This window comes from Mycolicibacterium hippocampi (assembly GCF_010723735.1).
GTDB classification, from domain to species: domain Bacteria; phylum Actinomycetota; class Actinomycetes; order Mycobacteriales; family Mycobacteriaceae; genus Mycobacterium; species Mycobacterium hippocampi.
Map to the genome: position 1 here is coordinate 2,387,864 of NZ_BLLB01000002.1, position 25,295 is coordinate 2,413,158.

The following is a 25,295-nucleotide window of genomic DNA, read 5'->3' on the forward strand; positions in this document are numbered from 1 at the left end:
TAGACGGGACGCCACTACCGACCGATCGATCGGTCGGTGCGATAGACTCTGACGATGTCGGTCGGTGATGAAATTGATTCCCCCGGAGCCACGTTCGCATTGCGCATGCTGGCCAACGACCGTGCTTCTGCGCACCTAGGAGTGCGTTTGATCAGTTGCGGGCCAGGAGCCGCGACGGTGGGGATGACGATCACGGAGTTCATGACCAACGGATACGACATCACTCATGGCGGGTTTGTCTTCGCACTCGCCGATACGGCGTTCGCGCTCGCCTGCAACGGCCACGGGGAGACAGCGGTGGCGGCGGCCGCGCGCATCGACTTCTTGGTGCCGACGAAGCTCGGGGACGAGCTCACAGCGGAAGCGGTGGAAAGAGTCCGCTGCGGCCGCAGCGGAATATACGACGTTACCGTGCGTCGCGGAGACGACATCGTCGCTGAATTCCGCGGAAACAGCCGGCAGTTGAGCCGTACCGGCGGGTGACCGACGTGTGGGCGTCGGGGAACTGAACGGAGAGGCGCCTCGACCTGGAGAAAAGGACGACGCGCCGTCACCGCCGCGTGGAAACACTAGGCGCGGGTGATCTCTTCTGTGCTGTACAGCGTGACTCCACCCGTCGCGAAATTGGCGACATCGGCGCTCGCCGCGCCCATTTCGGATGACTTCAACGCAGCCTTGAGGTGGTCGGCGGTGTCGAACAGAAGGCTCGCCACCATGTAGTACGGCGCATCCTGATTGGGCATGAGCGACTTGGGTTTCCCGGTCGTGAACCCGGCCAGGCCGGGAATCTTCAGCGCCAGAGGCGTGTGAGTGCTCTCGTAGTACTCGTCGAATGCGGCCGGGTCGGTGGGCTGGCCGTAACAGACTGAAACGCGAAACATCGTTGTCTCCTTGGAGTTTGCTAGTTCTTCTTCGCGACCAACGTCAGGACGTCGTAGGTCGCCACCGGGTCGTCGTTCTGATTGGCCACGACGGCATCCCAGCGGACCTCGCCGTAGTCCGCCGACAACCGCGGCGTCACCTGCTTGGCCGTCAGCGTCACGGTCAGCGCGTCGCCGGCCTTCACTGGCGTTAGGAAGCGGAGTCCGTCGACGCCGAAGTTCGCGAGGACAGGACCGGGATTGGGCTCAACAAACAACCCCGCCGCCAAGGACACGACCAGGTAACCGTGCGCGACGATCCCACCGAAAAGCGGGTTCTCGGCTGCGGCCTTCGGATCAGTGTGCGCGTAGAAAGTGTCGCCGGTGAACTCCGCGAAGTGGTCAATGTCTTCGAGGCTCACCACCCGCGGCCCACCCACAACGGTGTCGCCGATCTGCAGCTCTTCGAGGTGCTTCCGAAACGGGTGAACATCGGTGTTGGTACGAGCTGAACCGGTTGTCCAACGACCGGTGATCGCCGTCAGCATGTCGGGGCTTGCCTGGATTGCCGTGCGCTGCATGAAGTGGAGTACGCCGCGGATCCCGCCAAGTTCCTCGCCGCCGCCGGCGCGTCCGGGACCGCCGTGAATAAGGGTCGGCAGCGGGGAACCGTGGCCTGTCGACTCTTTGGCATCGTCACGATCGAGGATGAGAATGCGGCCGTGAAACGGCGCAACACCGAGGGTGACCTGCCGCGCAACGGCGGGATCGTGCGTGACCAGCGAACCGACAAGGCTGCCCTTGCCTCTTGCCGCCAGTTGTATGGCGTCGTCCACGTCGCTGTATCCGATCACGGTGCTGATGGGGCCGAACGCTTCCACCTCATGGATGGCGGCTGCCGCGGAATCCTGGGCGCGCAACAGCAGCGGAGGCAGAAACGCACCGCTCGACGCGTCCGCACCTTCAACGGAGAAGTCATCAGGATCACCGAAAACCACTGTGGCGGAATCACGCAGGCTCTTCAGGGACCGCAGCACCTCTTCGCGCTGATCGAGGCTTGCCAAGGGCCCCATGCGTACACCCTCGGCGTTGGGATGGCCGACGACGACCTTGGACAGACGTGTCCGTGTCGCCTCGACGACATCATCGACGAGCTCGTTCGGTACCAGGGCTCGACGAATGGCCGTGCACTTCTGCCCGGCCTTGGTCGTCATCTCCGCGACGAGCTGCTTGATGTAAAGCTCGAATTCGGGCGTGTCCTTCGCGGCATCGGGTCCGAGGATCGAGCAGTTCAGGGAGTCGGCTTCGGCGTTGAAGCGGACGCCGCCCTCCACGACATTGGGATGTCCGCGGAGTTTGGAGGCGGTAGATGCCGAACCGGTGAATAGCACCGTGTCCTGTCCGTCGAGATGATCAAGTAGCGCCCTCGGGCTCGCGCACAGCAATTGAATCGATCCCTCGGGCAGCAGGCCCGACTCCACGATTGCGCGCACCACAAGTTCAGTGAGATACGCCGTCTGGTGTGCGGGTTTCACGATGGACGGCACGCCGGCCAGGAACGCCGGTGCGAGCTTCTCGAGCATGCCCCACACGGGGAAGTTGAAGGCGTTGATTTGGACTGCGACGCCGGGTCGCGACGTGTAGATGTGCTGACCGACGAATGTTCCACCACGGCCCAAAGGTTCGAGGCCGCCATCAAGGTAGATCGTGTCGTTTGGCAGCTCGCGGGTGCCCTTACTGGCATAGCTCAGCAGAGTGCCGATACCGCCGTCGATATCGATCCCGGAGTCCTTCGCTGTCGCGCCGGTGGCAGTCGACGACGGATAAAATTCCTCCTTGCGGCTCATGAGCAGCTTGCCCAGCGCCTTCAGCGCGCCTGCTCGCTGGTGGAATGTCAACGCACGCAACGCCGGTCCACCGACTTCGCGGCCGTACGCGATAGCCGCAGCCACATCCAAAGAGCCTGACGCGAAACGTGCGACTTCCTCGCCGGTGGAGGCGTTGATGAGCGGGATCGACTCGCCTTCGGGAGCGATCCACTTTCCGGATACATAACTTTCCAACACTGCGGTCACAGCGGACACACTCCTTTACCAACCGTCCATTCGTTCGGTATCCACTGTTACAGCGGTCGGCCCAATGCGTCTAGGACAGAAGCGAACAATTAGGAGCCAACCGAACGGTCAGTTCACCTGGTGGGAGTGCGGAGCCCGTCGAACACCATCGCGGCGACGGCATCTGCCACCTCGTCCGCGCCCAGATTCCGGCTCGGTCGGTACCACTCGATGAGCGAATTCACCGTCCCGAAGATCAGCCGGCTAGTCAGAGCAGGATCGACCCCAGGGCGGATGGTGCCGTCGTCACACGCTTCCTGCACAAGGTCGCCGACGATGTGGTCGAACTCGCGGCGGCGCGCCAACGCGCGCCGTTCGACCGCGGTGTTGCCTCGAATGCGCAGCAACAGTGTGACGTAGGGAAGCTCACCGACGAGAACGTGAATACTGCGCTTGACCAGGTTTTCCAGGCGATCGATGGCCGATCCGCTCGTGGTGTCCGACGCCTCAGTCGCCGCGAAGAGGGCGTCAAGAGCACGATCGGTGGCAAGCCTGAGTAACTCCTCTTTCCCGCTCACGTGATGGTAGATCGACGACTTGCTGATGCCGAGCTTCGCCGATAGGTGTTCCATCGACGTTCCGTCGTAGCCCCGCTGGATGAACACGCCGACGGCAACGGCGAGCAGGGAGTCCAAGTCGTAGCCCGGTCGGCCGACCTGACCGTTCGAACGTGCTTTGGGCGCGGCCATGCGAATCATCATCGCACTGCACCTGCTTTCTGGGTCGATCATCGGATCTGTTCGCATTTGTTATAGACGACCGAACGAACGGTCGGTTATTCAAGAGTAGAACGAAAGGAGTGTTCCGTGGGAGAGGTGTTCCTCGTCGACGGCGTGAGGACCGCGCAGGGTCGCTACGGCGGATCCCTTGCATCCGTCCGTCCCGACGATCTGGCCGCCGCGGTGGTCCGTGAGGCCATGTCGCGTGCCGGAGTCCCCGTCGAGGTCATCGACGAAGTGATCCTCGGTGCGGCGAACCAAGCCGGCGAGGACAACCGAGACGTCGCGCGGATGGCCGTCCTTCTCGCGGGTCTACCGGACACCGTCCCCGGATACACCGTCAATCGCCTGTGTGCCAGTGGCTTGACAGCGATCGCCTCCGCATCGCAGGCGATCCGGTCCGGCGACGCGGATGTCATTGTCGCCGGCGGTGTCGAGTCGATGACCAGAGCACCCTGGGTCATGGCCAAGCCCGGTACGCCGTGGGCGCGGCCAGGGGAGGTCTTTGACACCTCGCTGGGTTGGCGATTCACCAACCCGCGGTTCGTCGAGATGGACGCCGCCGTGCCCGCCGGCGCCGGACCCGACTCGACGAAGGTGACCTTGTCGATGGGCGAGACCGCGGAAGAGGTCGCCGCCCTCGACGGAATCACCAGGGCGGAATCCGACGCCTTCGCCTTGCGCAGCCACACCCGTGCCATCGCGGCGCAGGAGGCGGGCCGCTTCGTCAAAGAGATCGTGCCCGTCACCACCAAAGACGGCGTCGTCGACACCGACGAGGGTCCCCGCCGCCAAACCACACTCGACAAGCTCGCCTCGCTTCGGCCGGTGTTCCGTAAAGACGGCATCGTGACCGCTGGCTCGTCATCTCCACTGTCCGATGGCGCTGCAGCCGTGGTCCTGGCAAGTGAGGACGCTGTGCGCCGGCACGGACTGTCCGTGCGCGGACGGGTCGTCGCCGCGGCCAGCGCGGGCCTGCAGCCGAATCTGATGGGCCTCGGCCCGGTGCCAGCAACTCAAAAGGTGTTGAGCAGGTCCGGCTGGAGCGCAGGGGATCTCGACGCCATCGAGCTGAACGAGGCTTTCGCCGCCCAGAGCCTGGCAGTGATCAGACGCCTCGGATTGAACGAGGACATCGTCAACGCCGACGGTGGCGCGATCGCACTCGGCCATCCCCTCGGATGCTCAGGCGCTCGGCTGATCGTCACGCTGCTCGGCCGACTGGAACGGAGTGGCGGTTCGCGCGGTCTGGCCACCCTCTGTGTCGGCGTCGGCCAGGGCGTCGCCGTACTGATCGAGGCGTTGTGACGGGCTACTCGACTCTCCACGTCACACCAGGGGACGACCGTGTGGTGGTCGCGTTGAATCGTCCGGAGCAGCGCAACGCGATCAACGCAGCGATGGTGGCCGAACTCCACCGGGTTTGCGCCGATATCGAGTCACATCCACGCGTCCTCATCGTGACCGGCACCGGCGCGGACTTCGCCGCCGGGGCCGACATCGCCGAGCTTCGTGGTCGAGGTCGAGACGAAGCACTCGCGGGGATCAACCGCAGTGTGTTCGACCGCATAGCGTCGCTGCCGCTGCCGACGATCGCCGCAGTTGAAGGAAACGCACTCGGGGGCGGTGCCGAACTGACCTATGCCTGCGACCTCAGGGTTGCGGGTGCGGGCGCGCGGTTCGGGAACCCGGAGCCCGGCCTGGGCATCCTCGCCGCCGCGGGGGCCAGCTACCGGTTGGCCGACCTCGTGGGCAAATCGATGGCGAAGCAGGTGATCCTGGGCGCTCGCGTCATCGACGCACAGACAGCTTTGCGGTGCGGTCTGGTCGGCGAGGTTGTCGCGGACGGCACTGCGTTGGCAACAGCATGCGGGTGGACGGACCGCATCGTCCGGCAGTCGTCGCTGGCACTTCGGTTGTCGAAGGCCGTACTCGACGCCCAGTCTGCGCACCCCTTGCTCGACGATATCGCGCAAGCGGTGCTGTTCGAGAGCCCCGACAAATCGGAACGCATGACACGATTCCTGGAGAGGAAGACCTCATGACCGACGTAACTGTGCCGGCAACCGTTTCCGTCATCGGAGGCGGCCGAATGGGTGCCGGAATCGCCCAGGTGTTTGCGACCGCCGGTGCGGTCGTCACGATTGCGGAATCGACCCGGGACGCTGCCGACGCGGCGCGAGACCGCGTGGCCACCGGACTGCGACGCGCGTCCGAAAAAGGCAGTCTGGCCGACGATCCCGACAGCATCCTTGGCCGCCTGGACACGGTCACCTCGATCACCGAGTTGCCGGGCGACTCGGGACTCGTCATCGAAGCCGTACCCGAGGATCTCGCGGCGAAGATCCAGGTACTCAGCATCGTGGAAAAGATCGTTGAGCCGACTGCGGTGATGGCGTCCAACACGAGCTCGCTGTCCATCACGGAACTGGCGGCCGTGCTCGATCACCCTGAGCGCTTTCTCGGTATGCATTTCTTCAACCCGGTGCCTGCGTCACTGCTGGTGGAAATTGTCCGGGCGCCCGAGACGGCGGGAGCCGTCATCCGTGACGCACTCAATTGGGTGCACGCGTTGGGGAAGTCCGACGTCGTCGTGCGCGACTCGCCGGGTTTCGCAACCAGCCGGCTGGGCGTGGCCTTAGGACTCGAAGCGATCCGCATGCTTGAGGAGGGCGTCGCCGACGCGGAGTCAATCGATCGCGCAATGGAACTCGGCTACCGCCATCCCATGGGACCACTACGCTCCACCGACCTCGTCGGACTCGACGTGCGCCTCGCGATCGCCGAGCACCTACACACCACACTCGGCGAGCGCTTCCGCCCGCCGCAGCTGTTGCGCGACAAGGTCGCACACAGCGACCTCGGCCGCAAGACAGGGCAGGGCTTCTTCAACTGGCAGAGCTGAATCAATCGTCAGGAGATCACCATGACCGAAACCGCTACTGCGACAATCGCGTACTCCGTGGACGCCGGCGTCGCGACCATCACGCTGGATCGGGCCGCGGCATCGAACGCGCTCAATCGGGCAATGAAGACCGAACTGCTAGACGCCTTGACGGCGATCCGTGACGACAACACGGTGCGCGCGGTCGTCATCCACGCTGCCGGCAAGAACTTCTGCGTCGGTCAGGATCTCGCCGAGCACGTCGAGGCGCTGCGCGCTGACCCAGCGCACGCGATGGATACCGTCACCGAGCATTACAACCCGATCGTCGAAGCGCTCGATGCGATCGCGGTGCCGGTAATTGTTGCCGTCAACGGTGCCTGCGTCGGAGCCGGTCTCGGACTCGCACTCGCCGGCGACATCCGAATTGCCGGCGCACGAGCCAAGTTCGGCACGGCGTTCACCGGTATCGGACTCGCTGCCGACTCGGGTTTGTCAGCTTCCCTGCAACGCTTGGTGGGCGCTAGTCGTGCCACGGGACTATTCCTGCTGGGTGGAAACGTCGACGCCGCCACGGCCAAGGATTGGGGAATGGTCCACGAGGTGGTCGACGAGGATGAGTTGGCGGTATACGCGGGCGACGTCGCGAGGCGACTGGCTTCAGGTCCGACGGCGGCGTTCACGTCGGTAAAGGCGCTCATCCGAGAGAACGTCACAGCCCCGCTTTCAGAAGTACTCGCGAACGAAGCCGCCACACAGCGGCGGCTCGGAGCCTCAACAGATCATGCCGCTGCGGTGGAGGCCTTCCTCGCGAAAACGAAACCCACGTTCGTCGGGCACTGATGCCTTCCGAACTCTCATCGGCACTAGGAGGAATCGATGACCGTGAGTGATACGTCGTCACAGCTGAATGGCAATGAAGGTGACAACTGGGAGACCGAATTCGATGCGATCGTGGCCGACGGTCTGCGCGTCGAGCCGCGTGATCGCATGCCCGACGGATACCGCAGGACTCTGATCCGCCAGATCGCACAGCACGCGCACTCCGAGATCATCGGTATGCAACCTGAGGGCAACTGGCTCACGCGCGCACCGTCACTCCGCCGCAAGGCAATCCTCATGGCGAAGGTGCAGGATGAGGCGGGTCACGGTCTCTATCTGTATTCCGCAGCGGAGACACTCGGTGCGGACCGTGCCGACCTCACCACAAAACTGATCGAGGGGAAGCAGAAGTACTCCTCGATATTCAACTACCCAACGCTGACCTACGCAGATGTCGGCGTCATCGGTTGGCTCGTTGACGGGGCTGCGATCTGCAACCAGGTGCCGCTGTGCAGAAGCTCGTACGGCCCGTATGCGCGATCGATGATCAGGGTGTGCAAGGAGGAGTCCTTCCATCAGCGGCAGGGCTACGAATTGCTGACCACGATGATGTCCGGCACGGACGCGCAGCGCGCGATGGTCCAGGACTCCGTCGACCGCTGGTGGTGGCCGGCGTTGATGATGTTCGGCCCACCAGATGCGGATTCGCCGAACACCGAACAGTCGATGGCCTGGGGCATCAAGAGGCATACCAACGACGAGTTGAGGCAGCGCTTCGTAGACATGTCCGTTCCGCAGGCGGCGGTGCTCGGGGTGACCTTCCCCGATCCTGAGCTTCGGTGGAACGAGGAGCGCGGTGCCTACGACTTCGGAACACCAGATTGGGACGAGTTCATGGACGTTGTCAGAGGGCACGGTCCGTGCAACGACGAGCGCATCGCGATCCGGAAGCGCGCTCACGACAGCGGAGCTTGGGTCCGCGAAGCGGCGATGGCATACGCGGCGAAGGCACACCCCACGGAAGGACAATTATGATGAGCGACAACGGTTTCACCGCCGAGGGAGGCCACGGGGCAGTTCCGGTCAACGACGCTCCGACGAGTTCCGATACCAGCCAGGTCGCCGCCGACTGGCCGCTCTACGAAATCTTTGTGCGCGGCAAGCGCGGACTGAACCACGTGCACGTGGGATCTCTTCACGCCGCCGACAATGCGATGGCACTTCGACACGCTCGCGACGTCTACACCCGGCGCAATGAGGGCGTGAGCATCTGGGCAGTGCGCTCAACCGACATCGTCGCGTCGAGCCCGGACGAGAAGGATCCGTTCTTCTCTCCAAGCGGTGACAAGGTCTACCGGCACCCAACCTTTTACGACATCCCCGACAGTGTCCCCCACATGTGATGAAGGAGGACAAACGATATGAATGACCACGACTCTGCCTACGTGGGCCTCGTCGACGCCGATGCCCATGACCAATGGGCCTTCGGAACGAGCTTCGACGACCCTCTCAAGGGTGTCGACACGACGTTGGCCGCCGGGATCGACGGGCCCGACTTGGCGGCGTACTGCGTGATGCTCGCCGACGACGCGCTGATCTCTGCACAGCGGCTGGCCGAATGGTGCACGAACGCCCCCGAACTCGAGGAGGAAGTGGCGCTCGCCAACATCGGTCTCGATCTCCTGGGCCAGGCCCGGCTGCTCCTTGCACGTGCCGCCGCCGCCGATCCATCCAGCGTGCCGGCGATGCCGGAGGGCTCGCCGGTCCCGGCTGAAGACGCTTTGGCCTTCTTCCGAGACGAGCCGCTGTTCCGCTGCGTCCGACTGGTCGAGTTGCCGAACGGTGACTTCGCCTTCAGCATCGTGCGTCTTCTCGCCTTCGCGACGTATCGTCTTGCCGCCATGCAGCGGTTGCGCGAATCTCGCGATCCGGTACTCGCCGCGGTCGCAGCCAAGGGCGTCAAGGAACTGACCTATCACCGCGATTACGCCGCGCGTTGGTTCGTGACTCTCGCGGGCGGAACCGATGAATCGCGTCGACGCTTGAACAGCGGTGTAACGAGCGTCTGGCCGTATGTCGCCGAGTTGTTCATTCCTAATCCCGTGGAGCAGAGACTTGAAGCTGCCGGTGCAGCAGTGGACGCATCTGCACTGCGTGCCGAATTCGACGGGGTTATGAACCAGATTTTCGACGCCGCATCGATGGAACCGCCTCAGGTTCGGCCGGCCCCGTTGGTGGCGCGTCGGGCGGGGCGAGACGGCACCCACACCGAAGCCCTGAGCTATCTGCTGGCCGAGATGCAGTCGGTGGCTCGCGCTCACCCGACGGGAACATGGTGATGTCGATGTGCGCCAAGGTCGAGGACACGGTGCTCAGGGCGCGTGAGGTCGCCGCCTGCGTCACCGACCCAGAGATGCCCATGCTCAGCCTCGTCGATCTCGGTGTGCTTCGAAGCGTCTCCGAACAGCCTGACGGCACCATCGTCGTGACGATCACGCCGACGTACTCGGGATGCCCCGCGATGGCCACCATGCGGGCCGATCTCGAATACGCACTCGCTGCAGCGGGCTTTGGCAAGGTCGACGTGAGAACGGTGCTGACCCCGGCGTGGACGTCGGACCTCATCACCCCAGAAGGGAGGCGCAAGCTCGAAGAGCACGGGATCGCACCGCCCCACAAAGTCGGTATTCCGGCTGCCGGCCCGGTGCCGCTGACCCTGAGACCGCGGCCAGCGCCGGTGCAGTGCCCGCAGTGCGACTCGTTCGACACCGAACAGACCTCGGCGTTCGGATCGACGGCGTGCAAGGCGCTGCACCGATGCCGAAACTGCGGAGAACCGTTCGACCGATTCAAGGAAATCTGAATGACTACCGCCGAACTATCAGTGCCCACCGGCCGCGCGTTGCGTAACCGGCCGTTCCGAACGGTTCGTATCGCGGAGGTGCAGCGACTGTGTGATGACGCGGCCGCCATCACCTTTGCGATACCCGACGAGTACGCGTCTGAATTCGTCTTCTCGCCTGGTCAATCCGTGACGATCCGCCGCACCATCGACGACATCGAGCAGCGTCGTACGTACTCGATCTGCGCGGCAGCTGGATCGAGCCCTCGCGTCGGTGTGCGGGAGGTGCCGGGAGGAGCATTCTCGGGTTGGCTCGTTCATCAATTGGCGCCGGGCGACGAAGTTGACATTCAGCCGCCGTCGGGTAGCTTCACGGCCGATCCTGACGTCGCCGCCAACCACGTTCTGATCGCGGCCGGGTCGGGCATCACACCGGTCCTGTCGATCGCCGCATCAGTTCTGGCGCATCCGGATTCGACAGTCACTCTGCTGTACGGCAACCGGCGCGCCAACACGGTGATGTTCGCTGACGAGCTGGCAGACCTCAAGGACGCTCACGGATCACAACTTCAAGTCGTGCACGTGCTCTCGCGCGAGCCGCGCGCCTCGGAGTTGTTCAGCGGACGACTCGATCGCGAGCGCATCCACGCTCTGCTGCAGCGTCTGGTGCCGGTGGCGGCCGTCGATCACTTCTGGCTGTGCGGGCCATTCGGGATGGTGAACGACGCCCAGGCGGCGCTCGACGATCTCGGGGTGGGTGCCGATCGAGTCCACTTGGAGCTGTTCTTCGTCGAGGACGCCGCCCCGGATCAGGCGAAACACGCAGAAGCCGCAGCTACCGGACAGGTCAGCAGCGTCACCATCATTCTCGACGGAAGCGAGAGCACTCTGTCGCTACCGCAGACCATTTCGATCCTCGATGGTGCTCAGCAGGCACGCGACGACCTTCCCTTCGCATGCAAGGGCGGCGTGTGCGGAACCTGCCGGGCGAAGATCACCGACGGCGCGGTCGACATGCGCCGAAACTACGCCCTGGATCCGTCCGAGGTCGAGGCCGGCTTCGTGCTCACGTGCCAGTCCTTTCCGACCACCGACTCACTGACTGTCGACTTCGACGCCTAATCCCAACCACCACCGGAGAACGCCATGACCGAGATCGTCGATCGTCCCGCGACCGCCACTGCGACACGCTCACCGGATGACCTCGAGCCCATCGAGACGGCATCGCGTGACGAGATTTCCGCATTGCAGCTGAGCCGCCTGAAATGGTCGCTGCACCACGTCTACGAGAACGTGCCGCACTACCGAACCGAGTTCGACGCGGCGGGAGTACACCCCGGCGATCTCAAAGATCTTTCGGACCTTGCCCTGTTTCCGTTCACGACGAAGGCCGACCTGAGGAAGAACTACCCGTTCGGCATGTTCGCGGTTCCTCAATCGGAGATCGTGCGTGTGCACGCATCCTCGGGCACGACCGGTCGACCTACCGTCGTCGGATACACCGCGGCCGACATCGACACGTGGTCGAACCTCGTGGCTCGGTGTCTGCGCGCAGCCGGCGTGCGATCCACTGACAAGGTACACATCGCCTACGGATACGGACTGTTCACCGGTGGTCTCGGAGCGCACTACGGTGCGGAGCGGTTGGGCTGCACCGTCATTCCGGTTTCGGGCGGCATGACCGAGCGCCAGCTCCAACTGATTACCGACTTCGAGCCCGACGCCATCATGGTCACCCCGTCCTACATGCTCACCCTCGTCGATGCGATGGAACGTGCCGGTATCGATCCCCGAAGCACGTCGCTCCGCACCGGAGTGTTCGGCGCCGAGCCGTGGACCGAACAGATGCGTTCGGAACTTGAGCAGAAGCTGGACATGAACGCAGTCGACATCTACGGTCTGTCGGAGGTCATCGGACCCGGCGTCGCGCAGGAATGTGTGGAAACCAAGGACGGACTGCATATCTGGGAGGATCACTTCTACCCCGAGATCATCGACCCCGAAACCGGAAAAGTGCTCCCCGACGGATCCGAGGGTGAGCTCGTCTTCACATCTCTCACCAAGCAGGCCTTCCCGATCGTGCGGTACAGGACGCGCGACTTGACGGCGCTGCTGCCGGGTACTGCACGATCCATGAGGCGCATCCACAAAATCACAGGTCGCTGCGATGACATGATCATCCTTCGGGGTGTCAACCTGTTTCCGACGCAGATTGAAGAGCTGATCCTCGGAATCGATACCTTGGCTCCGCAGTTTCAGTGCGTGCTGGAACGCGCGGGACGCATGGACTCTCTCACAGTCCGCGTCGAGGGGCGTCCTGGAGCGACGCCGGATCAGTGCACGGATGCCGCAGGCACCCTGGTCAAGCAGATCAAGAACCGCATCGGTGTGAGTGTAACCGTCGACGTTGTGGAGCCCAACGCCGTCGAACGGTCCGAGGGAAAGGCCAAGCGGCTCATCGATAACCGTCCCAAGGGTTGAGTTGAGGCCGCGCTGATGATCGGCGTCACTGGCGTTACGGGCGCCGTCGGGAGCCGCGTCGCGCGTCTGCTCGCGGCGGAGGAAGCACAGTTCGTGATGCTCGCCCGGCGTCCGGATCGCGCGCCCACGTTGTCAGCCGACGTGCGTCGTTGCGCATACGGAGATCCTGGGTCGGCAACTGCGTCGCTGGTGGGCGTCGACACGCTGTTCATGGTGTCGGCGACCGAATCGGAGGATCGTGTCCAGGAACACCGCACGCTCATCGAGGCGGCTGCAGAAGCCGGGGTCGAGCACATCGTGTACACCTCGTTCGTCGGGGCTGCTCCGGATGCGATGTTCACGCTCGCTCGCGACCATTTCGCTGCCGAGAGGACCTGCGCTCGTCCGGAATCACGCATACGATCCTGCGCGATAATCTCTAGCTTGATTTCCTCGCGACGCTGCCGGGGCCAGACGGTGTGATTCGGGCACCGGCGCGTGAGGGACGTCTCCCCGGGGTTGCGCGGGATGACATCGCTCGCGCGGCGTCGAACATCCTCAATACGCCTGCGGCGTATGCAGACTCGGTGTACGAACTCACAGGTCCCGAGGCGATCGGATTGGACGCGGTCGCATCGTTACTGTCGCAGGCGCGTGCCGAGCGGATCACCTACCATCGCGAAAGTCTCGCTGAGGCATATGAATACCGTCGTCGGTGGCGTGCGCCTCAATGGCAGTATGACGCGTGGGTATCGACTTACACCGAGATCGCCGACGGGCAGATGAGTTCGGTGAGTGGCGATATCGAACGGATCACGGGTGTCCCGCCGCTCTCACTCGCGCAGTTGTTGGCCGGTCCACTGTCGAACCTGTAGAGGCAATTCGTTTGCTCACAGGGGCATTGGACAGTCGCGGCTTTGCGAACCCACGTGATTGACGCTGAACAGTGCGCTTGTGTCCCAGAAGCCGGGCGCATCTATCCAACATTCCGGCCTCGCGCGGGACCACTATCAGTGAGTGACACGGGTCACGTACCCACCGGCGTGACGCCCAGTAGCAGTCGTCTTTAGCGGACGGCCAGTTGCTGTCGGAAGTCGATGCAAGCGCGACAGAAGGAGATTTGAATGAGCAAGCGGGTTGCCATAGTCGGCGCCGGAACGGCGGGCCTGCACCTGGCTCTGTACCTGCAGAGGGAGGGCCTGGATTCCACCATCTTTACCGATAAGAGGATCGAGGACTATCCCAACGTCCGGCTGCTGAACACCGTCGCACACCATGCGGTCACGGTTCAGCGTGAGAAGGCGCTTGGCATCGACCACTGGCCGAACGACGGATACTTCGGTCACTACTACTTCGTGGGCATCCCCGGCAATCCGCTCGAGTTCTACGGCGACCTGGGCACTGGGCCCAGCCGCGCGGTCGACTACCGCATCTACCTGCCGACGCTCATGCAGGACTACCTCGACCGGGGCGGCAAGATCGAGTACCGCGACGTCGATCTGTCGAACGTCTCCGAGCTGTCGGAGGAGTACGACCTCGTCGTGATCGGTACCGGTAAAGGCGGACTCGGCACCTTGTTCGCTCGCGACGAGCAGCATTCCCCCTACGCGTCCCCGCAGCGGCAGCTGTGCGTCGGTCTCTTCAAGGGCATTGCGCCGCAGCAGACGAGGGCCGTGACCTTCTGCATCTCGCCCGGTGCCGGCGAGATGATCGAGATTCCCACCGTGACGTTCAGCGGTGACGCGTCGGCGCTGGTGTTCGAGAATCACCCTGGCAGCGACCTGGAGCAGCTCACGCACGCGCGGTACGAGGACGACCCGCGCGCCTTCCTCGATCTCGTGCTGGACAAGCTACGGACCCATTACCCGATCACAGCTCGCAGGATCAACGAGGACGAATTCGACCTGGCCAACAGCCCGCTCGATCTGCTGCAGGGCGCGGTCACCCCGGGTGTGCGAAACGGCCACGTGAAACTCGACAACGGCAAGACGGCCCTGCTTCTCGGTGATGCACACGCGACGGTCGATCCGGTGCTCGGTCAGGGCGGCAATATGGCGTCGTACGCCGGCCACATCGCCGGTCAGGAGATCGTCGCCGCCGAAGCGTTCGACGAGCGGTTCTTCTCGAGAGTCGACGCGAACCGGGCGCCTCGGGTCCTGGGAGCGACCAACTGGACCAACTTCATGCTCAACGCGCTGACGACGTTGCCGGAGAGTTTTATTCAGTTCCTCGGAGCCGTTTCGCTCGACAGGGGGCTTGCCGACAAGTTCACCGACAACTTCAACTTCCCCGAAGCCCAGTGGGAGCTGTTCTCCAATCCGGATGCAGCCGCGCCGTGGATCGCCGAGCACTCGAATGGCGTTGTCGTCGACCCCCAGGCCGCAGTGGTGGGCGCGCCTGCGTAAGCGCATAAGCGCCGGTGAGCCGGATCTCGCATCGAATCGCCGACAGGCATTGCCTGGTCCTACAACAACTCGTATCTCGAAAGGTAATGATGGCTGACGAATTGACGTTCTTCTCGCAGGAATGGCTCGATGCCGCGCGCGAGGCGGTCAACAACAACAATGAGGTCTACAAGGGATTCAAGAATCCGGACACGTTCACCAACAAGATGGTGTTCCAGACGGTCGACGGTCCGGCCAGCACCCTCGAGTGGGACCAGGGCGAGCTCGTTTCGTGGATGGCGGGCGTGATCGACGAGTCGGAAGTGTGGCTGATCATCGAGGGCAGCCTCGAGACCTGGCAGACCGCGGCGGCTGGCAAGGAGCAGGGCGGCAAGCTCCTGATGCTTGGCAAGATCAAGTTCCTGAAGGGCCCGATGAGCGCTGCGATCGAGAACTCCAACGCGCTCAACAACTTCCTGTTGACCTGGGGTGAGATTCCGACGGACTGGACCGTCTGACTCCCTGGGCGCGGCCGACACCACTGACCCGCATCATCGAGGAGACGAGCTATGACAATCACATCCACCTACGAGGTGGCAAAGCACGACGGCAGTAACGCCAACGGCGTTGTCGACATCGTCAGCATGCTGCTTGGCCAGAACTTCGCCAGCTACCCCAAGCGGATCGCCATCGCGCAGCGCATCTCTCGGCCGATCAGCGTCTACAGCGCCGACACCGATACGGCCTGCACTGCCGTCTTCGGAACTGATGGCGCGACGGTGTACAACGACATTCAGGGGCGCCCCAGCGTGACAGTGAAGGCGACCGTGGATCAAATTCTCGACGTCTCGCAGTTGGAGATGAAGGCCGGGGGACTGTGGCCGGCAGGGTTCTTCACCAAGCGCGGTCTCGGCGTTCTCGGCTCGATCGCCACCGGAAAACTCGTGGTTCGAGGACTATTCATCCACCCCATCACGGCACTGCGCTTCATCGCGCTGATGTCGATTGTCGAATCGTAAGCAAGGGGGCGCAGTTTCTCATGGATCCCAATCCTGATTACGACGCCAGCGACGAGATCGAATACTTCTTCAACTGGCTGCCTTGGGCACTCAGAGGTGTATACCCACCGCCCGCGTACCCGCCGGTCTAGACACGCAACAGGGCCATGGAAAGATCCAGCGGAACCGCCATCCGTCTCCTCCACACAGCATTGATCGCGGTTCTCGGCATGTGTCTGTGGAGCGCCGTTCAGGCTAAAGCCGATTCGATCGAGATGCTGATGGTGCCCTCGGGTGCTATGGGGCGTGACATCCCGGTGGCGTTCCGGGCAGGTGGCCCGCACGTGGTATTCCTGCTGGACGCCTTCAACGGCGGGCCCGATGTCAGCAACTGGGTCGGCAACGGCGGACTCAACACGTTCGCGGGTAAGGGCGTCTCGGTCGCCGCGCCGGCGGGTGGCGCCTGGAGCATGTATACCAATTGGGAGGCCGACGGCTCCAAGCAGTGGGAGACGTTCCTCGCCGATGAGCTGCCGAACTGGCTGGCGGCGAATATGGGCCTTGCCCCCGGTGGGCACGGTGTCGTCGGCGTCGCGCAGGGTGGCACCGCGGCGGTGACGCTGGCCGTGTTCCATCCCGATCGTTTCCGCTACGCCGGTTCGCTGTCGGGTTTCATGACTCCCTCGTCGACGTCGATGAACGGTGCGATCACAGCGGGCCTGGCACAGTTCGGCGGCGTCAACACGCAGGCGATGTGGGGTGCTGCGCAGCTCGGCCGGTGGAAATGGCACGACCCTGATGTGCACGTTTCGCTGTTGGCGCAGAACAATACTCGCCTGTGGGTCTTCAGCCCGGCCACGTTGGGGTGCAGCGATCCGGCGGCGATGATCGGGTACTGCGACCAGGCCCCCGGGAGCAACCGCGCGTTCTATCAGCACTACCGGGCCGTAGGTGGGCGCAACGGGCACTTCGACTTTCCTACTGGGGGTCAGCACAACTGGGCCACCTGGGGGCCGCAGCTGGGTCCACTGTCCAGTGACCTCGCAGCGGCGATCCGATAGCGCTGCAGGCGAATACACGGGAGCAGAGTCCAATTGGGCGTCGGTATGCAGGCGAGGGACTGACCAAGTCGTTAGGGTCCTGCCGAATCTGCGTAGGACGTCACCTCACCTCCCCGCAGGTGAGATGAGCGTTCTCCTCAGTGCGTCCGGCACCGGCAAATCCGTACTCTTGAAGTACCGGCGCCGGGAGCGCCGACAATCGCGACTAATTCCCCGGCGATGCCACCCGGGGCCTCAAACGCCACCAGCAAAACTTCGTCGTCGAAATGAACTAGCCCGAAGGCTGAGTTTGGCACCTTTGCTGACCCCCTGGGTCCTGCAGCGGTGGCCTACAGCCTCTTGGGTCGGTTGATCAGAAACAATCGCCACGGCAAAACATAGCGTCGCCACCCCCCCGCGCACGCGTCCGACCCAACCCTGCCGGTCGAGGTGCGCTGACGCATTCGTCCCACAACATGTGCGGCATAGTCCAAGTCAATCTGTGTGCCAGGTCACATACTGTGCGTCGCGGTCACCGCCGAGGCGGAGCTGCCGGTGCCAAGCCGGCGCACGCAGACCCGCCATGACGCGTAGTGGGCGGGACTCCGGACTGAGGGGTGAAGAGGCTCCAGTTTGGATCCGTCCACAGTGGACCACCAACAGGAAGGAGGCCCGAGCGTGCAACAGCACAAAGGCCGGGGTGATCACTCCGATGCGCGTTCAGCGGAGAGTCCGGGATACCACGGTCGCCCCGCTGTGGGCCACGGACCCGACGTTGTCGAGCGTGCGATGATTGAATTCGTCACGCGGTGGCACCTCTACGGCGGTGGGCCAGCTTCTGAGATCTTCGTGGACTTCGGCATTTCCGAGCGAGAATTCTTTGCGCGGACATTGCGGCTGCTCGCCACCGATTACACCGCCTCTCACGTCGATGCGGCGACAGCGGGCCGCCTGCGTGAAGTATGTCGGCGACGATTGAAGACACCTGATCGCTTCATAGCAGCCCCGTCATGACAGCCAGGCTCACACCGACACGTCGTGCGTCGAGCGAGGCCGGTTTCTGTTCTACCGGCGAGGGCGGATTGAGTCATGACCGACGCGCCGGCCGCTGAGCCCAGTGGTGGCCTGGTCGATTTACGTAGCCAATACGGTGATCTCGCCGGGGTTTTGCCCCTTCTCGACAGTACGGCGGCGCTGCGCCAAGCGACGGTGTTGGTGCGGCAGCAGATGGACGTCGAGGTAAGTGCGGCGGCGATCCGTGTCGACGACGATGACACCCTCGAGGTGATCGCGGCATGCGAAGCGTCCGCGCTGATCGGCCTGAGGATCGCTCCCGGTACCGGGCTGGGCGGCCAGGCAGCGGTCCTGCGCCATCCGGTTGCTGTCACTGACTACTGCACCAGCAGCGACATCAGCCATGACTACGACGACGATATCCGCGCCGCCGGGCTGCGAGCAGTACTCGCCGCGCCCATCTTGCGTGGTCACCGGCTCTACGGGGTGCTGTATGCGGCACACAGATTCCCCGCCCCGTGGAGTGACGACGATCGACAGCAATTGTTGGACATGGCCAGACAAGTTGCGCTGGCTATGGAAGTCGCTGACTGCGCGCGCGAAATGTCCGATGTGGCCGTCTACACCGAACGTCAGCGGTGGGCCGTGGAGATGCACGACACGGTGGGCGCTGCGTTGTTCAACATCCGGGCTGCCCTGACACGGCTTCAGGACGAGCCGGGGCTTCCCGCTCACCTCGTCGACCATGTCGTCAGAATCGACCGGCTGGCCGAGCAGGTCAGCACCGGTGTGCGGGTCCGGCTGCGCAATATGCACGCCACGCCGGCAGACAAGGCCCTAGCGGTGGCCTTGCGCGCGGACTGCCACGAGCTGACCACTCGCACCGACATCCGAGCAGACGTCGTCATCCTTGGCGATCTGCCACCGCTGGAATCAACCCGTAGCGACGCCCTACTGCGCGCCAGTCGCGAGGCACTGCTGAACATCGAAAAACATGCCAACGCGAATTCTGTTGTGCTGACCCTGTTTAGTGCAGACGGTGGGATGGGTGTCGCGTTGGCCGATGACGGAGCGGTCCGCGACCGAGCAAACGACCGCGATCCGGCGGGTCTAGGGCTGTCGGCGGCCGCAGAACGTCTGGAACGGGTCGGCGGCTGGCTGACCTTCGCTGTTGGCGAGGACGGCGGCGGGATCGTGCGCGCCTGGGTTCCGTCAGCTACAACAACCCTGCGCGCTGAGCGTTGACCACTGCCTCGAGCCTGTTTCTGGCGTCCATGCGTGCCAGCAGCATCTGCACATACGACTTGACGGTGTTGCTGGCCAAGCCAAGTTTCGCCGCGATCTCGGCGTTACTCTCGCCCATCGCGATCCGTTGCAGCACTTGGTATTCCCGCCGCGACAGCGGTGCGTCGGGTTCGAGGTCCAAGGTGGAGTCGAAGAATCTCCGGCCAGCGGCGACGTCGCGGATCGCTGTCACCAGCGACGTGCACGCGGTGTCTTTGTGCACGAACCCGTCAGTGCCGATCAGTCCGAGATTCAGTGCGGCCGATCGGCGTGCATCCCCGGTAAACAGGATCACCTTGACTCCCGGGCGCGCGGAACGGATGGCCGCGGCCGCCTCCGGTGCGGACCCATCGGGTAGGTGCAGATCCAGCAGGACGACATCGCATGGCTCGCGCGCAGCGATCGCCGCACCCTCACGGGCGGAATGGGCACGACGACACATGCGGAGATGCGGATCGCGTCCAATCAGCGTTTCCACACCCTCGTGGACGATCGGGTGATCATCAACGAGCAGCACATGGGTAACACCGCGGTCAGAACCCGCCGGCCCCCACCGCACTTCCCCGTGGCCTGCGTCCCCGCGGTCTGCGTGCATATAGGAACGCTAGGGCCGCACTCTCACCCTGGCAAGCGCTCTAGCGACACCAACCTCCGATCGGAGGTAGTGCTCCACATCACCTCGACACACAATCGGCGCAACAGATCACACGGTTCCATACAAGCAAGGAGATCGGAATGGCGACGTCACTGTCGGCGCAGCACGACAAGATCAAGAAATTCGACTGGGAACCGAGCTATTTCCATAAGGAGGCCCGCTATCCCACGCGGTACAAGATCCCGCCTCGCACCAAGGATCCGTTCCGGACTCTGGTCAGAGAATACGTCGGCATGGAGGAAGAGAAGGACGACCGTCAGTACGGCGCGCTGGAGGATGCGCTGGGTCGGATGAACAACTCCGCTCACGCTGAACCGAGGTTCATGGAGGCGCTCAAACCGGTCATCTCGATCGTGGACTTCGGTGAGTACGCCGCGGTGAAAGCAACGGCGATGCTCGTCGATACCGTCGAGAATCCTGAACTGCGCCAGGGTTATCTTGCGCAGATGATCGACGAGGTGCGCCACGTTAACCAGGAGGCCTACCTGATGCGCTATCTAGCCAAGCACGCCCCGGATCCTGCCGGTTTCAATTCGGCCTTTCAGATGCGTGCACACGACCCCATCGGTCGGGCTGGCCGGGCGGCCCTGGAGGGTTTCATGAACAACGACCCGATCGCCAATGCCATCAACCTGCAAGTCGTCGCCGAAACCGCCTACACCAACCCTTTATTCGTCGCGCTGACCGAAGTCGCGGCCGCCAACGGCGACCAGGCCACTCCGTCGGTGTTTCTGTCTGTCCAGTCCGATGAAGCGCGTCATATGGCCAACGGCTACTCAACCTTGGCCGCCGTGCTCGCCGAGCCCGACAACCTGCCGATGCTGCAGGAGGACTTCGACACTGCGTTCTGGCGTAACCACATCTTTCTCGACAGCTTCCAGGGCGCGGTCTATGACTACTTCTCCAAAGTCCGGACGAAGTCCTACAAAGAGTATTGGATGCAATGGATTTGGGAGGACTGGGCCGGCAGTTACATCGAACAGCTAGCACCGTTCGGCCTGCAGGTTCCTCGCTGGATCAACGATGCGCGTCGCAACGTCGACTGGGCCGGACATTCTTCGGCGATGGCCTCAGCTGCGTTGTGGCCCGTGCACGCTTGGCGATCCGACTACATGGTCGAAGACGATTTCGCCTACCTGGAAGACAAATACCCGGGCTGGGAGGAACACTTCGGTGGTTTCTGGCGCGCGTATCGCGAGATGGCGCACCCGAGGCACGGACATCTGGCGCTGGAGCTGTTCCCCGCGCTTCCGCCCATCTGCAACACCTGCCAAATGCCGGCGGTGTTTCCGCGGCCCGACATCAACGAGGTTCGTTTCTTCCTCGGTGCAGAAGGCCGTCGGCTGGCGTTCTGCTCGGACGGATGTGAGCACATCTACCGGCAGTCACCGGACCGATTCACTGGATTGACCTGGTATGAACTCAATCACGGTGTCGAGTTGTGGCGCTACATCGAGACCAAGGGCCTGTTGCGCTCCGACGGAAAGACACTGATGGGCCAGCCGCACGTGCACACCGATGAGGAATGGTTGTGGACCATCGACGACATCAAGCGCAGCGGGGTGGTGATCGCCGACCCGCTGGAGGCGATGCCGATCGAGCAGTTCGGAGTGCTGTGATGACAACGACCAGCAAGAGTTCCGTCAAGGTACCTGAGAGTTTCTATAGCCCACGCGATTTCACCTACATCAAGCCGATGCGACGACGGCTGACCGAATACGAGGCTGTCATCTGTAACGCGCAGCCAGATATGAATCAATTCGACACGGGCGGTTGGTTTCTGCTTCGACCTGATCTGCGCGCATCATTCGATTCGGCCTCCACGGCGCTGCGCCACCCGAACTGGTTCGATTACCGCGACCCGTCGGGGTTGTGGCAACGGCCCTACATCAAGCTGCAGGCCCAGCATGAACGATCGATCAGTCAGGCCAGTGAGGCCGCGGTTCTCAACGGCTCACTCAAAGACATCCAGCCGCCATGGGTTGAATTGCTTGCGCCCTACTACGAGGCATTCGCCTCGCTGGAGTGGGGCATGTTCAGAGCGCACGCGTTCGTCGCGCGGGAGGCCTTGTCCGACACGCTGACCATGGCGTTCACCTTCAGCGGTATGGACCGGTTACGGCATCAGCAAGACATCGCTCTCTACAGCTTGGAGTTGCACGATCAGATCGGTAGCTACCAGGAAGGCCTTGGCATGGATGCGTGGCTTGGCGACGAGGTTTGGCAACCGACCCGCCGACTGGTGGAGCGACTGTTGACGCTGACCGACTGGGTGGAGATCGTCGCCATGACCAACCTTGTGATCGATCCTATGGTGACCGCATTCATCGGAAGCGAATTCTTCCGCGCGTTAGCACCGCTACATGGAGACGTCGTCACACCGGTTATTGAAATGACTGCGGAAGCCGACCGAATCCGCAACCTTAATGCTACCCGCGAGCTTGCCAGGATGGTGACCGCTGAAGCCGATCGGGCCGGAGAATCGGTTCCAGCACAACATAACCGGGAGACCCTGCAGGCATGGACGGACTCGTGGTATCCGATGGCCGTTGAGGCGGTTGACGCATTCGAAGGCGTCTTCCACCGGCTGCCGGCAGGGACGCAGCGGGCCGGGCAGGCCAAGGCAAGTGTCGCGGCCAACACCCGCGACATACTCGAGCAGGTTGGACTGCAGGTGCCGGTGGAGGTGCGCGCATGAGCATTCATGCCGACCGCGCTGCGACTGTCGGAGTCGTGCTGATGAAAAGCGAAGAAGCGCAGGCGGTAGTCGAGTACTGCCGGGACTGCGATCCCAGCATCACTGTGACTGATTGCGGGACCTACTTCCTGCTGCAGTCGACCGGCGACATCCGGATACCGTTGCCCGAAGTGGCCGAGTACCTCGGCAAGCCGCTGGGCCTGTCACGCTTCCTGGTGGTCATGTCCACCTACTACGGGCGGGTGCAGACCACCGATGACGAGTTCGTGGTCACCCCGGAGGTCACCCAGTTCGAAGGAGTGCAAGGGGCGCCGGCGCGATGAAGGTCATCTTCAAACCGACCGGTGACGAATTCGCGATCTCGGCCGACGAGGACATTCTCACCGCGGCGTTACGTCACGGGATCAACCTGCAATACGGCTGCCGTCATGGGAACTGCTCGTCGTGCAAGCATTGGCTGCTGGAGGGCGACGTTGACGATTCGGCAGCGTCAGTTTACGCGATACCTCGCGACGAGCGTGAAGATGGAGCGATCCTGCTGTGCTGCAGCTATCCCCGCACGGACCTGCTGATTGAGATCGACCAGCACGAAGGCAGCGAGGAACTCCCGCCGATGGAGCCACCAGCACGCCGTGTCGCCACTGTCACCGGCGTCAGACCGCTTACGAAGTCCCTCGTGGAGCTGCGCGTACGACTAGATCGAACTCTGTCGTTTCGGGCTGGACAGTATGCGGAGTTCCTCATTCCAGGCACGTCCGAACGGCGATCCTTTTCGTTGGCCAGCGCCCCCAGCGAGGAACTGGACTGCCTCTTCTGCATCAAGCGCGTCGATGGCGGCGCCTTCGGCACTCTCTTACAAACTTTGCGCCCGGGTGACAGTCTCGACATCGAGGCGCCGTTTGGCGCCATGTTTTACCGTGACACGGGCCGTCCTGTGCTAATCGTCGCGACCGGCTCGGGCATTGCTCCGATCATGTCCATCCTCAACGACATTGCCGGCGCCGAGGTGCCGATTCGGTTCTACTACGGCATCCGCTGTGCTGATGACCTCATCTACCAGGATGCGTTGAACGGACTTGCCGAGCGATTCAGCGACTTCGAGTTCATCCCGTGCGTTAGCCGTGGTAGCGGTGAGGGAATCAATGGAGCACGCCTCGGTAGGGTCAACCGTGTCATCGCCGAAGACATCCGCGACGCCAGCGCGTACGACGCCTATCTGTGTGGGCCACCGGCGATGTGCGACGCGGTGCGGTTGCTCTTGGAAGTGAAAGGGCTGCCGGATAGGCGGATTCACGCCGACCGATTCTTCCCGGCGATCGCGCCGGAACGGCGCTGACTGCGCTGCCCGCGGACGGCCTGCATAGTCCTGAACCGTCGAAACCTTAGAGGAGAGACCAATGAAGACCACAGCCGCTGTCATTGTCGAGGCTGGAAAGCCGTTCGAGATCGAAGAACTCGAACTCGAGGGCCCCGGCGAGAATGAAGTCCTCATCCGCTACACGTACGCGGGCCTGTGTCACTCGGACCTGCATGTTCTCAACGGTGACTTCCCGGCACGCTTACCCATGGTCGGCGGCCATGAGGGCGCCGGGGTGATCGAGGAGGTGGGGCCCGGGGTAACCAGGGTCAATCCGGGCGAGCATGTCGTGTGCTCATTCATTCCCAACTGCGGGGCGTGCCGATGGTGTGCCAGTGGACAGCAGGCGATCTGCGACTGGGGCGCCAATATCCTTGAAGGGTATTTGCCGCCGAACCGATTCCCCCGCACCGGAGCTCGTGGCGACTACGGTGCGTTGTGCATGCTCGGAACATTTAGCCGGTACGGCACCATCCACCAGAACTCCGTCGTCAAGGTCGAGCCTCACCTCCCCCTCGACAAGGCTGTACTCGTCGGCTGCGGCGTTACTACCGGGTGGGGATCGGCGGTGTATGCCGCCGACGTGGAGCCCGGCGACACCGTGATGGTGATCGGTATCGGCGGAATCGGCGTCAATGCGCTGCAAGGCGCTGCTCATGCCGGTGCGCGAGCGGTCATTGCGGTTGACCCCATCGAGTACAAACGCTCACGCGCCGCCGAGTTCGGCGCCACCAATGTCGTGGCCACCCTCAACGAGGCATTGGCGCTAAGCCAAGAACTCACCTACGGAGTGGGCGCAGACAAGGCGATCATTACCACCGGGACGGTGCAGGAGCCAGAGGTCACCGCGGCCTTCAATGCGGTGCGCAAAGGTGGGACGGTCGTGATCACCGGGATGGGAAGGCTCGATGAACTCACCGTGCAGCTGCCCAGCACCGTTATGGCCCTCTACAAAAAGACTGTCAAAGGCACACTGTTCGGCGATGCGAACCCCACCGCCGATATCCCCAAATTGCTTGCCCTCTATACCGAGGGCCATCTCAAGCTCGACGAGCTGATCACTCGCCGGTACAGCCTGGAGCAGGTCAACGACGGCTATGACGATCTGCAAGCCGGTGTGAACATCCGCGGCGTCATCGACCTCGCCCTCTGAGGTGTGGTCGA

The 25,295-nt window shown here is 63.2% G+C and carries 28 protein-coding genes and 1 pseudogene; 25 read left to right on the forward strand and 4 right to left on the reverse strand.

The genetic code is table 11. The annotated features are described in order from the left end of the window. Positions 1–54: 54 nt before the first annotated feature. Positions 55–483, forward strand: a complete 429-nt coding sequence (gene paaI / locus G6N53_RS12645; protein ID WP_371870820.1) for a hydroxyphenylacetyl-CoA thioesterase PaaI — start codon at positions 55–57, stop codon at positions 481–483. Positions 484–569: 86 nt separating this feature from the next. Here the strand turns inward: paaI and G6N53_RS12650 are convergent, their stop codons facing one another. From G6N53_RS12650 to G6N53_RS12660, 3 genes are all read right to left on the reverse strand, one after another. Continuing rightward, positions 570–881 carry an EthD family reductase gene (locus G6N53_RS12650; protein WP_163888764.1) on the reverse strand — a complete coding sequence of 104 codons (312 nt, stop codon included), beginning with the start codon at positions 879–881 and terminating at the stop codon, positions 570–572. 20 nt (positions 882–901) lie between these two features. Beyond that, positions 902–2,935 carry a phenylacetic acid degradation bifunctional protein PaaZ gene (gene paaZ / locus G6N53_RS12655; RefSeq protein ID WP_163888765.1) on the reverse strand — a complete coding sequence of 678 codons (2,034 nt, stop codon included), beginning with the start codon at positions 2,933–2,935 and terminating at the stop codon, positions 902–904. Between the two features lie 113 nt (positions 2,936–3,048). Continuing rightward, entirely contained in the window at positions 3,049–3,672 is a 624-nt protein-coding gene (locus G6N53_RS12660) for a TetR/AcrR family transcriptional regulator (RefSeq protein WP_371870885.1), read from the reverse strand. A 108-nt stretch (positions 3,673–3,780) separates the two neighbouring features. Here G6N53_RS12660 and G6N53_RS12665 point away from each other — a divergent pair, with 108 nt between their 5' ends. From G6N53_RS12665 to G6N53_RS12745, 19 genes and pseudogenes are all read left to right on the forward strand, one after another. Further along, positions 3,781–5,001, forward strand: coding sequence for a thiolase family protein (locus G6N53_RS12665; RefSeq protein WP_163888766.1), 1,221 nt, complete (start codon positions 3,781–3,783; stop codon positions 4,999–5,001). After that, positions 4,998–5,738 (forward strand): enoyl-CoA hydratase/isomerase family protein, encoded by a 741-nt coding sequence (locus tag G6N53_RS12670; protein WP_163888767.1) that lies wholly within the window; start codon positions 4,998–5,000, stop codon positions 5,736–5,738. Before G6N53_RS12665 ends, G6N53_RS12670 begins: the two co-directional genes overlap by 4 nt. Then, positions 5,735–6,598 carry a 3-hydroxyacyl-CoA dehydrogenase family protein gene (locus tag G6N53_RS12675; RefSeq protein ID WP_163888768.1) on the forward strand — a complete coding sequence of 288 codons (864 nt, stop codon included), beginning with the start codon at positions 5,735–5,737 and terminating at the stop codon, positions 6,596–6,598. Before G6N53_RS12670 ends, G6N53_RS12675 begins: the two co-directional genes overlap by 4 nt. A gap of 21 nt (positions 6,599–6,619) precedes the next feature. After that, positions 6,620–7,420: an enoyl-CoA hydratase/isomerase family protein gene (locus tag G6N53_RS12680; RefSeq protein ID WP_163888769.1), complete on the forward strand. Its 801-nt coding sequence runs from the start codon at positions 6,620–6,622 to the stop codon at positions 7,418–7,420. Positions 7,421–7,456: 36 nt separating this feature from the next. Continuing rightward, the gene (gene paaA, locus G6N53_RS12685; protein ID WP_163888770.1) at positions 7,457–8,434 is read left to right on the forward strand and encodes a 1,2-phenylacetyl-CoA epoxidase subunit PaaA; all 978 of its coding nucleotides are present in this window, start codon (positions 7,457–7,459) and stop codon (positions 8,432–8,434) included. Continuing rightward, the gene (gene paaB, locus G6N53_RS12690; protein WP_163888771.1) at positions 8,434–8,802 is read left to right on the forward strand and encodes a 1,2-phenylacetyl-CoA epoxidase subunit PaaB; all 369 of its coding nucleotides are present in this window, start codon (positions 8,434–8,436) and stop codon (positions 8,800–8,802) included. Before paaA ends, paaB begins: the two co-directional genes overlap by 1 nt. A gap of 18 nt (positions 8,803–8,820) precedes the next feature. Next, on the forward strand, positions 8,821–9,738 hold the full coding sequence (gene paaC, locus G6N53_RS12695; protein WP_163888772.1) for a 1,2-phenylacetyl-CoA epoxidase subunit PaaC: 918 nt from the start codon (positions 8,821–8,823) through the stop codon (positions 9,736–9,738). Between the two features lie 5 nt (positions 9,739–9,743). Beyond that, positions 9,744–10,262, forward strand: coding sequence for a 1,2-phenylacetyl-CoA epoxidase subunit PaaD (paaD, locus tag G6N53_RS12700; RefSeq protein WP_163888773.1), 519 nt, complete (start codon positions 9,744–9,746; stop codon positions 10,260–10,262). After that, a complete protein-coding gene (gene paaE / locus G6N53_RS12705) occupies positions 10,263–11,363 on the forward strand; it encodes a 1,2-phenylacetyl-CoA epoxidase subunit PaaE (protein WP_163888774.1) in 1,101 nt (366 codons plus the stop codon). Positions 11,364–11,387: 24 nt separating this feature from the next. Continuing rightward, positions 11,388–12,722, forward strand: coding sequence for a phenylacetate--CoA ligase PaaK (gene paaK / locus G6N53_RS12710; protein ID WP_163888775.1), 1,335 nt, complete (start codon positions 11,388–11,390; stop codon positions 12,720–12,722). Positions 12,723–12,737: 15 nt separating this feature from the next. Continuing rightward, a complete protein-coding gene (locus tag G6N53_RS30215) occupies positions 12,738–13,184 on the forward strand; it encodes an NAD(P)H-binding protein (protein ID WP_237166509.1) in 447 nt (148 codons plus the stop codon). 137 nt (positions 13,185–13,321) lie between these two features. After that, positions 13,322–13,576, forward strand: a complete 255-nt coding sequence (locus G6N53_RS30220) for a Rossmann-fold NAD(P)-binding domain-containing protein (protein ID WP_237166510.1) — start codon at positions 13,322–13,324, stop codon at positions 13,574–13,576. A gap of 249 nt (positions 13,577–13,825) precedes the next feature. Next, on the forward strand, positions 13,826–15,106 hold the full coding sequence (styA, locus tag G6N53_RS12720) for a styrene monooxygenase subunit StyA (protein WP_163888776.1): 1,281 nt from the start codon (positions 13,826–13,828) through the stop codon (positions 15,104–15,106). An 89-nt stretch (positions 15,107–15,195) separates the two neighbouring features. After that, positions 15,196–15,603, forward strand: a complete 408-nt coding sequence (locus tag G6N53_RS12725) for an SCP2 sterol-binding domain-containing protein (RefSeq protein WP_163888777.1) — start codon at positions 15,196–15,198, stop codon at positions 15,601–15,603. A gap of 51 nt (positions 15,604–15,654) precedes the next feature. Continuing rightward, positions 15,655–16,104 (forward strand): hypothetical protein, encoded by a 450-nt coding sequence (locus G6N53_RS12730; protein ID WP_163888778.1) that lies wholly within the window; start codon positions 15,655–15,657, stop codon positions 16,102–16,104. 20 nt (positions 16,105–16,124) lie between these two features. Continuing rightward, positions 16,125–16,235: pseudogene (locus tag G6N53_RS30225) on the forward strand (CAP domain-containing protein); the annotation flags it as partial. Between the two features lie 78 nt (positions 16,236–16,313). Next, positions 16,314–17,144, forward strand: a complete 831-nt coding sequence (locus G6N53_RS12735) for an alpha/beta hydrolase-fold protein (protein ID WP_237166511.1) — start codon at positions 16,314–16,316, stop codon at positions 17,142–17,144. Positions 17,145–17,912: 768 nt separating this feature from the next. Next, positions 17,913–18,137: a hypothetical protein gene (locus tag G6N53_RS12740; protein WP_163888781.1), complete on the forward strand. Its 225-nt coding sequence runs from the start codon at positions 17,913–17,915 to the stop codon at positions 18,135–18,137. Positions 18,138–18,212: 75 nt separating this feature from the next. Beyond that, entirely contained in the window at positions 18,213–19,382 is a 1,170-nt protein-coding gene (locus G6N53_RS12745; RefSeq protein WP_163888783.1) for a GAF domain-containing sensor histidine kinase, read from the forward strand. On the opposite strand, the gene G6N53_RS12750 is transcribed toward G6N53_RS12745, so the two are convergent. Beyond that, positions 19,354–20,016 (reverse strand): LuxR C-terminal-related transcriptional regulator, encoded by a 663-nt coding sequence (locus G6N53_RS12750; protein WP_163888786.1) that lies wholly within the window; start codon positions 20,014–20,016, stop codon positions 19,354–19,356. The two genes, G6N53_RS12745 and G6N53_RS12750, sit on opposite strands and share 29 nt — an antisense overlap. 140 nt (positions 20,017–20,156) lie before the next feature. Between G6N53_RS12750 and G6N53_RS12755 the strand changes: the two genes are divergently transcribed. The 5 genes from G6N53_RS12755 (at position 20,157) to G6N53_RS12775 (ending at position 25,284) form a co-directional block, all read left to right on the forward strand. After that, positions 20,157–21,695, forward strand: coding sequence for a ferritin family protein (locus G6N53_RS12755; protein WP_163888788.1), 1,539 nt, complete (start codon positions 20,157–20,159; stop codon positions 21,693–21,695). Beyond that, entirely contained in the window at positions 21,695–22,774 is a 1,080-nt protein-coding gene (locus tag G6N53_RS12760; protein ID WP_163888790.1) for a ferritin family protein, read from the forward strand. The genes G6N53_RS12755 and G6N53_RS12760 overlap by 1 nt, the downstream gene beginning before the upstream one ends. Then, entirely contained in the window at positions 22,771–23,097 is a 327-nt protein-coding gene (locus tag G6N53_RS12765) for an MmoB/DmpM family protein (RefSeq protein ID WP_163888792.1), read from the forward strand. The genes G6N53_RS12760 and G6N53_RS12765 overlap by 4 nt, the downstream gene beginning before the upstream one ends. After that, on the forward strand, positions 23,094–24,110 hold the full coding sequence (locus G6N53_RS12770; RefSeq protein ID WP_163888793.1) for a 2Fe-2S iron-sulfur cluster-binding protein: 1,017 nt from the start codon (positions 23,094–23,096) through the stop codon (positions 24,108–24,110). Before G6N53_RS12765 ends, G6N53_RS12770 begins: the two co-directional genes overlap by 4 nt. Positions 24,111–24,171: 61 nt before the next feature. Next, a complete protein-coding gene (locus tag G6N53_RS12775) occupies positions 24,172–25,284 on the forward strand; it encodes an NDMA-dependent alcohol dehydrogenase (protein ID WP_163888796.1) in 1,113 nt (370 codons plus the stop codon). Positions 25,285–25,295 lie beyond the last annotated feature (11 nt).